We start from the raw sequence: 11,060 nt of genomic DNA, 5'->3' as shown, positions 1-11,060 counted from the left end.
AAACCGAAAACCAAAACCTTTAACAAGCGAAGATAAATTACTGATTTTAATCACTTAATTTATCCTCTATCTCCTTCAAACTTCGCCGCTTTCGAAGCGGTTCGCCTTAAGGAGGTGCGCATTATATAGAGCTGATTCTTTAGGTCAACACCTTTATCAAACTTTCTTTACATTTTTATGTTAGCGAATGTAATTAAGACTTTTCAGTCACTTTATTGCGACCAAGTAACGCATTAAATGGCCCAGATAAAGTATATAAAGCAAAGACCCCAAGCAGTACTAGCGACGGCTCTAACGCAATGACCGCAAAAACCAGAACTATAATAAGCAAGGTAGTAAACGGAACCCTTCTTTTCATATCAAACTCTTTAAAGGAGTGATACTTAACATTACTCACCATCAACACCCCTGCACCCGCAACTATCACCATCGTTAACGCAGTTAACCAGCCCGACTGCTCGTAATGATGCGCCGCCCATACAAAGCCAGCCACAATTGCCGCCGCCGAAGGGCTTGGAAGCCCTATAAAGTAGCGCTTATCCACCTCATCAATTTGTGTATTAAAGCGCGCTAGACGCAACGCAGCACCCGCCACATAGATAAAGGTCGCAATCCACCCCAAATTACCCAAAGTATGCAAATTCATAGTAAACGCGACAAGAGCGGGTGCCACACCAAAAGCAACCATATCGACCAAACTATCGTACTCTGCACCAAAAGCGCTCTGCGTATTCGTCATACGCGCCACACGACCATCTAAGCCATCCAGAATCATTGATATAAAGATGGCAATTGCTGCATTATCAAAATGACCATTCATAGCAGCGACGATCGCATAGAATCCAGAAAACAACGAAGCTGTTGTAAACAGGTTCGGCAACAGATAGATCCCTCGCCCCAGCTTTGAACGATGAGCCGGCGACTCGCTCACCTCTTCCTTTTCTACATCACCCTGCTTTTCTGAATTCATATCACTCATCATCAACTCTCATCATTAAACATAAAAAAACGGCTCTCTGGAAAAACCAGAGAGCCGCCTTATCTTACCTGCAAAAACAACTAATGTTTAGTTTTTGCTCTTATCAACAATCTTGTTAATCCATGGCATCATCTTACGAAGCTCACCACCAACCTGCTCGATTGGGTGCGCAGCATTGTTACGACGGTACGCAGTCATTGAAGGATAGTTTGTTGCACCCTCTGAAATGAACATTTTCGCATACTCACCATTCTGAATACGCTTAAGCGCATTACGCATCGCTGCACGAGACTCTTCGTTAATAACTTCTGGGCCCGTTACATACTCGCCGTATTCAGCATTGTTTGAGATTGAGTAGTTCATATTGGCGATACCGCCTTCATACATAAGGTCTACGATCAACTTCAATTCATGCAAACATTCGAAGTAAGCCATTTCAGGCGCATAACCCGCTTCAGTAAGCGTTTCAAAACCCATCTTAACCAACTCAACAGCACCACCACAAAGAACAGCCTGCTCACCGAACAAGTCAGTTTCAGTTTCATCTTTGAAAGTTGTTTCGATAATGCCCGTACGACCACCACCTACACCTGAAGCGTAAGATAGCGCAACATCTTTAGCCTTACCCGTTGCATCCTGATAGATAGCGATTAAGTCTGGAATACCACCGCCCTTCACAAATTCTGAACGAACCGTGTGGCCCGGCGCTTTTGGAGCGATCATGATAACATCAAGATCGGCACGAGGCACAACCTGGTTATAATGAATAGCAAAACCATGAGCAAATGCTAGAGTAGCACCCTGCTTAATGTTTGGCTCAATTTCTTCTTTGTACAAAACAGACTGAAACTCATCTGGAGTCAAAATCATTACTACATCAGCACCAGAGACAGCCTCAGCAACCGGCTTAACAGTCAAACCATGCGCTTCCGCTTTCGCTACAGAAGAAGAATTTGCACGTAGACCAACCGTTACATCAACACCAGAATCTTTCAAGTTACAGGCATGAGCATGACCTTGCGAACCATAACCAATAATTGAAACTTTCTTACCTTTAATGATCGATAGATCACAATCTTTATCGTAATAAACCTGCATGACAATCCTCTACTTTTCTCTTGTCGAAATAAATCGACGCTTAATTAAAATTTTACTAAACAACACGCTATAGACTTAGCACTTTCTCGCCACGCGCAATACCTGAAACACCCGAACGAACCACCTCGAGCACACTTCCTTCAGCTATCGAAGCAATAAATGCATCCAACTTGTCGCTATTACCTGTGATCTGTACCGTATAGGCAGAACTAGTAACATCCACTATCTGACCACGAAAGATATCAACACAACGCTTAATCTCTGCTCTTTGAGAGCCCGCTGCCTTAATCTTAACCAACATCAACTCGCGCTCTATATGAGCACCTTCCGTCAGATCAACCAGCTTCACCACTTCAACCAACTTGTTTAGCTGCTTGGTAATCTGCTCAATGACCTTGTCGGAGCCTGAAGTTGTAACCGTTAAACGAGACAGCGTACCATCATCCGTCGGCGCAACAGTTAATGTCTCGATATTATAATTTCGCTGTGAAAACAGCCCTACAACACGCGACAGAGCTCCCGGCTCATTCTCTAACAAAACTGAAATTATTCGACGCATGGCTTAAGTCCTCTCCGTTTTGCTTAACCACATGTCATTCATAGATCCGCGCGCAATTTGCATCGGATAAACATGCTCTTTCGGATCAACATAAACGTTGATGAAAACCAAACGATCTTTCATCGCAAAAGCCTTCTCCATCGTCGTATCCAGCTCGCTAAGTTTAGTGACAGTCAAACCAACATGACCATATGATTCCACCAACTTAGTAAAATCTGGCAAGGACTCCATATACGAATGAGAGTGGCGCGATTCATAATTCATATCCTGCCACTGCTTAACCATCCCTAAAGCCTGATTGTTCAGTATTAAAACCTTCACCGGCAAGTCATATTGCTTACAGGTCGACAGTTCCTGAATATTCATCTGAATACTGCCTTCACCCGTTACGCAGACAACCTCCTCATTAGGATAATGAAGCTTTATCCCCATTGCCGCTGGCAAACCAAAACCCATCGTCCCTAAACCACCAGAGTTAATCCAACGATTTGGCTTATCAAATTTATAGTACTGAGCTGCAAACATCTGGTGCTGCCCGACGTCAGAACAAACGTAAGCATCACCTTTCGTCGCTCTATACATCGCCTCGATCGCTTGTTGCGGTTTAATGCTTTCCTCGGTCGAAGGGTCGTAGCGACCACCGTGACGAGCACGCCAGCCATCTATACTCTTCCACCAAGAAGCCAAAGCCTCTTGATCTGGCGTTTCCTCTGCATCCTCCAGAATCGCCAACATATCATTAAGCACTGATCCCACCGGCCCAACGATTGGCACATCAACCTTAACTGTTTTTGCAATATTTGCCGGATCAATATCGATATGAACAATTCTTGCCCCCGGGCAAAACTTGTCAGTGCCATTCGTCACTCGATCATCAAATCGAGCACCAACCGCTAAAACCAAGTCGGAATTATGCATTGCCTCATTGGCTTCGTAGGTACCATGCATCCCCAGCATTCCCAGAGAATGCTCACCAGTACCAGGATATGCACCCAAACCCATTAGCGTTGTGGTTACTGGATAATTCAAGCGCTCAACCAACTCTACCAACTGCTTGGATGCTTGCCCCAGAATAACACCACCACCCGCATAGATTACCGGACGCTTAGCTGCCAATAACATATCGACCGCTTTCTTAATCTGACCAGAATGCCCTCTTACCGGCGGCGTATAAGAACGCAACTTCACCTTTTTGGGGTAAACGTATTCAAAACGTTCATTTGGCGCCGTCATATCCTTAGGAATATCCACAACAACCGGCCCCGGACGACCCGACTGCGCAATATAGAAAGCCTTTTTCAAGACCTCTGGTATTTCTGAGGCATGCCTTACAGCCATATTATGCTTAACAACAGGACGAGATACGCCCATCATATCGGTTTCCTGAAAAGCATCTTCACCAATTAAGGTTGAAGGCACCTGCCCGCAAAGCACAACCATTGGAATAGAATCCATAAAGGCTGTAGCAATACCTGTAATTGTATTCGTCGCACCAGGTCCAGACGTAACGAGCACGACACCCGCCTTACCAGACGCTCGCGCGTAACCATCCGCCATATGAACAGCTGCCTGCTCATGACGAACCAAAATATGTTCAACTTTATCCTGTCTGAAAAGCGCATCATAAATATGCAGCGCTGCACCACCAGGATAACCGTATATGTACTCGACACCCTCGTCTTGTAAAAAACGAGCAATCATATCGGCGCCAGATAATAGCTCCACGATAATTACCTTCTGTTAAATAGTTTATGGAAGCTTAATCCGAGTTAACTCTCACTTCTTTTGGAAGTGCACTGGATGCAATCTAGCGTTACTTTGATGGTAAATTTGGCGTAGAGTTTCGCCATAAAGTCCAGCACTTTTATGTCATGCTAGACTCCTGTTTTACCACTGCCTCTTACATTTTCTATCAAGCAAAGTAAGAAGCTCAAATACGCTGGGGGATACTATTACCGTCAAACGATTAACGTTGAAAAACGACACTTGTAAAACCCTAGAAAAAGCAACCCGTAATTCTGACACTTAAATCATTAGAGTCAATATAATTTGCATTTTTTTGACCCAGTTTTGTATTTTTTCGGCTTTTCTCGTCCAAAAAACCGTCTATGGTTTATAGTTAGAATGTCAATTGACCAAAATTCTATGATCTGACAGGAAATCGAAACCATGACGCTCACACTGAACAGCGCATTATTCACAACCACTTTAAAGCTTTGCGCTTTTCTTTTAATTAGCTGTGCTACAACCATAGCAACTTCGGCTGAAGTCTATAAATGGGTCGATAGTAACGGCAACACTCACTATACGGACAAGAAACCAAACCATACCGAGTCGACCAGTATTCAAATTAAAACTAGCACTGCATCACAGCGCACCAGCGCACAAAACCAAGCAAAAGCTATCGATGAAAAAACAGCCAAAGAAATGCAAGTTCGACAAGGGATCGCTCAAGAAGAAGCTAGAAAAATTGAGATTGAAGAAAAATGTAAAGCAATCAGAGAAAACCTTAGAGTTATTGCTGAAACTAGCCGCATAACAGTTGTTGAAGAAGGCGTCACCCGCTTCCTAAGCCCTGAAGAGATCAACGAAAAGAAGGCAAACTTCCAAAAACAAATTGAAGACTACTGCCAATAATACAATACGGAGGACACCGAGCCTTTAGACCATACCAAAAGCTCGGTGCCTTACTACCTTTTTTCAAACACTATTTCATCTGCTTCAGCTCTCGCTACTATAGTGTCACCCGACACATAATCACCTGCCAACAAATTCTGAGCCAATGGATTCTCAACCCAACGCTGTATAGCTCGCTTTAGAGGCCTTGCCCCATAAACCGGATCAAACCCGGCTTCGGCCAACTTAGCCATAGCATCCGCCTCAAACTCCAAGGTAATATCCTGCTCTAACAAACGCTTACTTAAGCCTTTCAATTGAATCTGCGCTATACCCTGAATTTGCTGGGCTCCCAAAGCATGGAAGACCACCACTTCATCAATACGGTTGATAAACTCCGGCCTAAAATGAGCCGATACAGAATCCATGACAGCATTCTTTATCTGATCATAACCCGCGCCTTCCATTCCCATAGCCTGGATAACATCAGAACCCAAATTAGACGTCATGATAATAACCGTATTCCTGAAATCGACAGTACGACCTTGACCATCAGTTAAACGACCATCTTCCAATACCTGAAGCAAGATATTGAACACATCCGGGTGTGCCTTCTCCACCTCATCCAATAGCAATACCGAATAGGGTCTCCTGCGGACAGACTCTGTCAAATAGCCACCTTCTTCATAGCCTACATATCCAGGAGGAGCGCCAATTAGGCGAGCCACCGAATGCTTTTCCATAAATTCGGACATATCGATACGAACCATCGCATCTTCAGTATCGAAGAGGAAACTCGCCAAGGCTTTACAAAGTTCGGTTTTACCGACACCTGTTGGCCCCAAAAATAGAAAGGAGCCATTTGGACGATTAGGGTCAGCCAAACCCGCACGAGAACGACGTACTGCATCGGATACCGCTTGCACTGCTTCAGATTGACCAATTACCCGCTCATGCAGAGAACCTTCCATTCTCAACAACTTATCCTTTTCGCCCTCCAGCATTTTTGAGACCGGAATACCCGTCCACTTCGATACTGTTTCTGCTATCTCTTCTTCGGTCACTCGATTACGTAATAAGGTCATACCCATCATTTCAGCCTGGCTCGCCATATCCAACTGGCGCTCCAATTCGGGAATCTTCCCGTACTGCAATTCCGACATCAATGCCAAGTCACCCTCTCGACGAGCACTCTCCAATTCGACCCTAGCCTGCTCTAACTGACTCTTAACTTTCTGGGAACCATGCAGAGCTGCCTTTTCTGCCAACCAGACTTCTTCCAGATCTGAAAATTCCTTTTCAAGTTCAGAAATTTGCTCATTCAGCTCTACAAGGCTCTTTTTAGATGAAGAATCCTGCTCCTTCTTAAGCGCCTCCCGCTCGATTTTCATTTGAATCAAACGGCGCTCCAAGCGATCTAAAGCTTCTGGCTTTGAGTCCATCTCCATTCGAATTTGGCTTGCTGCCTCGTCAACCAAATCTATCGCCTTATCCGGTAATTGGCGATCAGCTATATAGCGATGAGAAAGCTTGGCTGCAGCGATAATTGCACTATTGGTAATTTCTACCCCATGATGGACTTCGTAACGCTCTTTCAAACCGCGCAGAATAGCAATGGTATCTTCAACAACCGGCTCCTCTACTAGAACTTTCTGGAAACGCCTTTCCAAGGCAGCATCTTTCTCTATATATTCACGATATTCATCAAGCGTAGTAGCGCCAACACAATGCAGCTCACCTCGAGAAAGTGCAGGCTTCAACATATTCCCCGCATCCATTGAGCCCTCTGCCTTACCAGCACCAACCATGGTATGAATTTCATCGATAAAGAGGATTATCTGCCCTTCTTGCTTACTCAGCTCATTAAGCACACCTTTCAAGCGCTCCTCAAATTCACCTCGAAACTTAGCCCCGGCAATCAATGCCCCCATATCCAAGGACAAGACTCTCTTATCTTTTAAGCCGTCAGGTACTTCACCGTTTACAATTCGTTGAGCTAAACCTTCGACAATAGCTGTTTTACCGACACCCGGCTCACCTATCAAAACGGGGTTATTCTTACGTCGACGTTGAAGAACCTGCACCGTGCGACGAATCTCATCATCACGACCAATAACCGGGTCCAGTTTTCCTTCTACGGCTCTAGCCGTCAAATCAACCGTAAATTTATCTAATGCCTCTCTATTTTCCTCAGCCCCTTGATCATTCACGCCATCACCTCCTCTCACCTGGTCAATCGCTTCTTCTAAAGCAGCTTTTTCTACCTTATAAGATTTCATCAAAGCGCCTAAAGCACCTTTATCACCAGTCGCAGCAAGTAAGACCATCTCACTTGAAATAAACTGATCGCCTTTTTTCTGCGCTAACTTATCAGCAATGTTCAGCATTCGCCCCAGGTCGTTGGACATATGCACATCACCGTCTGCACCTTCGACGGTCGGTAATTCATCAACCAGACGACCAAGCTCAGTTCTAAATTGTTTTACATCTACAGAAAGCTGTCTCAATAAGGCGGATACGCTGCCATTTTGGTCAATTAGAACCTGGATCAAATGCACCGGCTCTATAAACTGATGATCCTTTCCCAAGGCTATAGATTGCGCATCTGATATCGCAACCTGCAAACGGCTCGTCAAACGATCAATTCTCATAAGTTATCCCCCCGAAGGAATCAATAGTATCTAAGTTCAGTAAACTTCGTTATGACATAGATAAGGCTCGCCTGGACATTTTCAAGGCCCAACACATAAATTGCGCCAATTTATTGACACAAATCAATAAAAATACTCCCACTTCTACAGAAACTAACCGAGTGGTAATCAATTTTTTATGGTCAAGATCACACCAAACTCGTACAGTAATTGCAGAGCCTTTGCTTAACGATTAATATGGCCGGATTATATCGGCGTCCAATTTCACCAGCCGACCCACTACCTACTCACGCGAATACCCTTAGATGCCTAGCGACAACAACCCTGTTTTTATTGACTTCGAAGCTTCCAGCCTAGACCTCCTATCCAGCTACCCTATTGAAGTAGGTGTTTGCCTGGCTGATGGCAGCACCAGAAGCTGGCTGATCAAACCGCACGTATTATGGAAAGACTGGTCAGAAAAAGCCGCGCGAATACATGGAATCAGTAAAGACCAACTTCAACAAGAAGGCGCTGAGATTAGCCAGGTTGTTCGCGAACTTAATGATCTACTTAGTGGGGATGTATATTGCGATGCCTGGGCCTTCGATAGTTTTTGGCTTCATCGCCTATTTAAAGCGGCAAAATGCAAACCCAACTTCCATCTAGACTCCCTCTCATCAATTCTCGATGAAGAGCAAATCGATAGATGGCAGGACATCAGAGCTGGCGTTATAGATGAGCTACAGCTTGTTCGGCACCGCGCTGCAAATGATGCTTACATACTTCATAAAACCTGGCAGAAATTAGGAGCCCAGCTTAAATGAAATTATTAAGAAATACGCTCGCAGGCCTTTCTGCACTATCAGTACTCGCGGCCTGTACACCGACCTTCCAAACAACCGAGCAGCTATGCCAAGCCCATCTGCCAACAAGGCAGATAGTTCAAAACCAAAGCTACGAAGTACTCGCAAATGAAGAAAATAGCGAATACAAACTTTACCTTGAGGACTTCATTAATAGCTTTAAAGGCCTGCAATCTAAATCTATTGACGCTAGTGGTAACCCAATTTTATCTGACCTTTCAGCTGACGAGGAAGCCGTCCGCGACTTTATATTGCAACAGATCAGCGCAGATATGAACTACACACTAGATGACGAGGGAACCGTAGAATCAGCAAACAACCCCCTAGATTTTATGGAAAACCTTATTGCTGCCATCGACAGCGAAAAACTTGTTCAAACATTCGTCGAAGCTAAGGAGCAAATGTCCTCCGCAATCAGCAGCGATGACGGACACTGCACCTACAGCAATGATCAGATAGAGTTTCTCCGTGAAGATGACTCATTCAATATTCTAGATCAGTTTAGCGCCTCATTGGACCTGACTTACATCCCTTCAGCCTTTGTCGAAATAGATAATAAGGTTGATCAAACCGTTCTAATAGCTTTCGACCAAGATCCGACTGTGGAAACAGATGATGAAATTCAATTTGCCGCTCTAGACCGGATCGCGCCTGAAAATTTCAAAGAGTCCGGATTCAGTGAAGCGAAAGTAAGGCAGATCAAGGTAATCCATCAAGAACCACCCCAAATTCTTACTGTCGACGAAGACTACCTGGAGTCAAAATATGGCACTCTGGGGTACGCCCTATTAAATCAAACATGCCTCGATGATGATGAAGAAAATGTCGTCACATGCCCTGACGGCTCGATTACCAAAGAAATCGAGCACCCTGCTTGCTTCGACCTTATTGACGATGATGGTGACTCACTAACAGAGCACGATGAAGCCGACGAGCGAAATACTGTCATCTCCAACTCATTCACAATTGGCGATGGCAGTAATGATGCGCTGACAGACTTGCAGCGCTTAAAAGTAGAGGTAGACTACCCTAATGCAGAAATTCGCGTCTATGTATCGAAGTTCAGTACTGCCATCTACAAAGCTTTAGAAGATGATAGAGAAACAGAAATACCTCAGGGCGACGACAACCCCAACCCGACACGCGAGCAACTCATCTACAATCCAACGAGCTGTGAAAGTTACAATGTTTCGAAAGACCTTTTTGAGCTGCAAAGTGAAGAAGATCAGGAAAATAACGTCGCTGTCCCCGCTAACAGTTATGAAGACCCTGGCTATGAGTATATTGCCCAGACAGATGAAGATGGAGAGCCACTCTTAGACGAGGATGACAACGTCATTTACACATCGCCCACACCGCTGTTTATCTTTCAGGGAACGGCTATTCCTGAGCGACAGTAATTGTTTTTGTGAATCAGGGTAAGTTTTACACTTACCCTAAATCACCTTCGCTTTCAGCTTAGAGATTCTTGCGGGTCGATGCTGATCAATCATTGAAATAAGTTGCATATTTCGCTCAATAGAATCTCTCAATTGCTTAACTAAACCCAGGTCAGGAAACGCGCCCTCATTAGCTGCTACAATCTTTTTCTTCGTTTCTATTATTTCCCGCTCTAAACGCTGACGCTGATTATCAAGCGTGGTCAAACGTAATGTTCTCATAGTCAGAGTCTCTATATTCCCGAAAGAACTATCAGTATAGGCAGCTAAGGTTTAAGCAATATGAAGGACTTAACATTATCGGGTAAGCTTGCGTAATCGTTTGTTTCAATGAACAGAAGTGCTCGCATAGCTTTTCACTATGTAAGCGAGAGTATCATTGGTCGAGAAAACTGGGCACTTATGAAACAGTGACCGACAAATTTATTACTGCCTGCCTTACCTTTACAGCCTCTTCTGCTAGGCTTTCTTATATACAAATATGTCAAAACTGATGTTCTCAGGAGCCAAAGGTCATGCCTAAACCTGCCATTTCAAATGTTATGAATGAGTTTCTCGCGTTTCACGAGCTATTGGATGCGGCTTACTGGGAGGCGTCCTCACTCGAACACAAAGACATTATCTATGACATTATTAGCCAGTTTTCCCAGGAAATTGCCGAGCTTAATAAGCTCAGCATACAAGACCACCATTATCCCTATGAATTTATTACCGAAGGCATTCGACGTATCCCTCCGAAATTAACTAATTTGGAAGATCAGCTTCCTACCATTATCAAACGCACACAAACTATGGCTGATATGAGGGAAGCCTTATCCAATATAATCGCTATATTAGAGGGACAATCTGAAGTTTAGTGGCCTAGCTCAAGCG

At 44.3% G+C, this 11,060-nt stretch carries 10 protein-coding genes; 4 read left to right on the top strand and 6 right to left on the bottom strand.

Annotated features, from left to right (window positions below):
* Positions 1-193 precede the first annotated feature (193 nt).
* The 4 genes from pssA to A3729_RS22845 form a co-directional block, all read right to left on the bottom strand.
* The gene (gene pssA, locus A3729_RS22860; protein ID WP_197470003.1) at positions 194-979 is read right to left on the bottom strand and encodes a CDP-diacylglycerol--serine O-phosphatidyltransferase; all 786 of its coding nucleotides are present in this window, start codon (positions 977-979) and stop codon (positions 194-196) included.
* A gap of 87 nt (positions 980-1,066) precedes the next feature.
* Positions 1,067-2,077: a ketol-acid reductoisomerase gene (gene ilvC, locus A3729_RS22855; protein ID WP_068510906.1), complete on the bottom strand. Its 1,011-nt coding sequence runs from the start codon at positions 2,075-2,077 to the stop codon at positions 1,067-1,069.
* A 67-nt stretch (positions 2,078-2,144) separates the two neighbouring features.
* Positions 2,145-2,636 (bottom strand): acetolactate synthase small subunit, encoded by a 492-nt coding sequence (gene ilvN / locus A3729_RS22850; RefSeq protein WP_068510904.1) that lies wholly within the window; start codon positions 2,634-2,636, stop codon positions 2,145-2,147.
* Positions 2,637-2,639: 3 nt separating this feature from the next.
* On the bottom strand, positions 2,640-4,361 hold the full coding sequence (locus A3729_RS22845; RefSeq protein ID WP_068510902.1) for an acetolactate synthase 3 large subunit: 1,722 nt from the start codon (positions 4,359-4,361) through the stop codon (positions 2,640-2,642).
* 444 nt (positions 4,362-4,805) lie between these two features.
* On the opposite strand from A3729_RS22845, the gene A3729_RS22840 reads away from it, so the two are divergent.
* Positions 4,806-5,273 (top strand): DUF4124 domain-containing protein, encoded by a 468-nt coding sequence (locus A3729_RS22840; protein ID WP_082865037.1) that lies wholly within the window; start codon positions 4,806-4,808, stop codon positions 5,271-5,273.
* Between the two features lie 53 nt (positions 5,274-5,326).
* On the opposite strand, the gene clpB is transcribed toward A3729_RS22840, so the two are convergent.
* Positions 5,327-7,903 (bottom strand): ATP-dependent chaperone ClpB, encoded by a 2,577-nt coding sequence (clpB, locus tag A3729_RS22835; RefSeq protein WP_068634314.1) that lies wholly within the window; start codon positions 7,901-7,903, stop codon positions 5,327-5,329.
* 305 nt (positions 7,904-8,208) lie between these two features.
* Between clpB and A3729_RS22830 the strand changes: the two genes are divergently transcribed.
* Positions 8,209-8,709, top strand: coding sequence for an exonuclease domain-containing protein (locus tag A3729_RS22830; protein WP_068552795.1), 501 nt, complete (start codon positions 8,209-8,211; stop codon positions 8,707-8,709).
* Positions 8,706-10,148 carry a hypothetical protein gene (locus A3729_RS22825; RefSeq protein WP_068567863.1) on the top strand — a complete coding sequence of 481 codons (1,443 nt, stop codon included), beginning with the start codon at positions 8,706-8,708 and terminating at the stop codon, positions 10,146-10,148. Before A3729_RS22830 ends, A3729_RS22825 begins: the two co-directional genes overlap by 4 nt.
* A 36-nt stretch (positions 10,149-10,184) precedes the next feature.
* Here A3729_RS22825 and A3729_RS22820 read toward each other — a convergent pair whose 3' ends face one another.
* Positions 10,185-10,409: a hypothetical protein gene (locus tag A3729_RS22820; protein ID WP_068510894.1), complete on the bottom strand. Its 225-nt coding sequence runs from the start codon at positions 10,407-10,409 to the stop codon at positions 10,185-10,187.
* 293 nt (positions 10,410-10,702) lie between these two features.
* On the opposite strand from A3729_RS22820, the gene A3729_RS22815 reads away from it, so the two are divergent.
* Positions 10,703-11,044, top strand: a complete 342-nt coding sequence (locus tag A3729_RS22815) for a hypothetical protein (protein WP_068510893.1) — start codon at positions 10,703-10,705, stop codon at positions 11,042-11,044.
* The last annotated feature ends 16 nt before the right edge of the window (positions 11,045-11,060 follow it).

It is taken from the genome of Oleiphilus sp. HI0043 (genome assembly GCF_001634935.1).
The sequence above is the reverse complement of the archived record's forward strand: the minus strand, read 5'-3'. Positions and strand labels throughout refer to the sequence as shown.

Bases quoted from the DNA above. Each gene is read 5' to 3' on its own strand.
- ilvN (WP_068510904.1), bottom strand. From the start codon at position 2,636: ATGCGTCGAATAATTTCAGTTTTGTTAGAGAATGAGCCGGGAGCTCTG.
- A3729_RS22815 (WP_068510893.1), top strand. From the start codon at position 10,703: ATGCCTAAACCTGCCATTTCAAATGTTATGAATGAGTTTCTCGCGTTT.
- pssA (WP_197470003.1), bottom strand. From the start codon at position 979: ATGAGTGATATGAATTCAGAAAAGCAGGGTGATGTAGAAAAGGAAGAG.
- A3729_RS22830 (WP_068552795.1), top strand. From the start codon at position 8,209: ATGCCTAGCGACAACAACCCTGTTTTTATTGACTTCGAAGCTTCCAGC.
- clpB (WP_068634314.1), bottom strand. From the start codon at position 7,903: ATGAGAATTGATCGTTTGACGAGCCGTTTGCAGGTTGCGATATCAGAT.
- A3729_RS22840 (WP_082865037.1), top strand. From the start codon at position 4,806: ATGACGCTCACACTGAACAGCGCATTATTCACAACCACTTTAAAGCTT.
- A3729_RS22825 (WP_068567863.1), top strand. From the start codon at position 8,706: ATGAAATTATTAAGAAATACGCTCGCAGGCCTTTCTGCACTATCAGTA.
- A3729_RS22820 (WP_068510894.1), bottom strand. From the start codon at position 10,409: ATGAGAACATTACGTTTGACCACGCTTGATAATCAGCGTCAGCGTTTA.
- ilvC (WP_068510906.1), bottom strand. From the start codon at position 2,077: ATGCAGGTTTATTACGATAAAGATTGTGATCTATCGATCATTAAAGGT.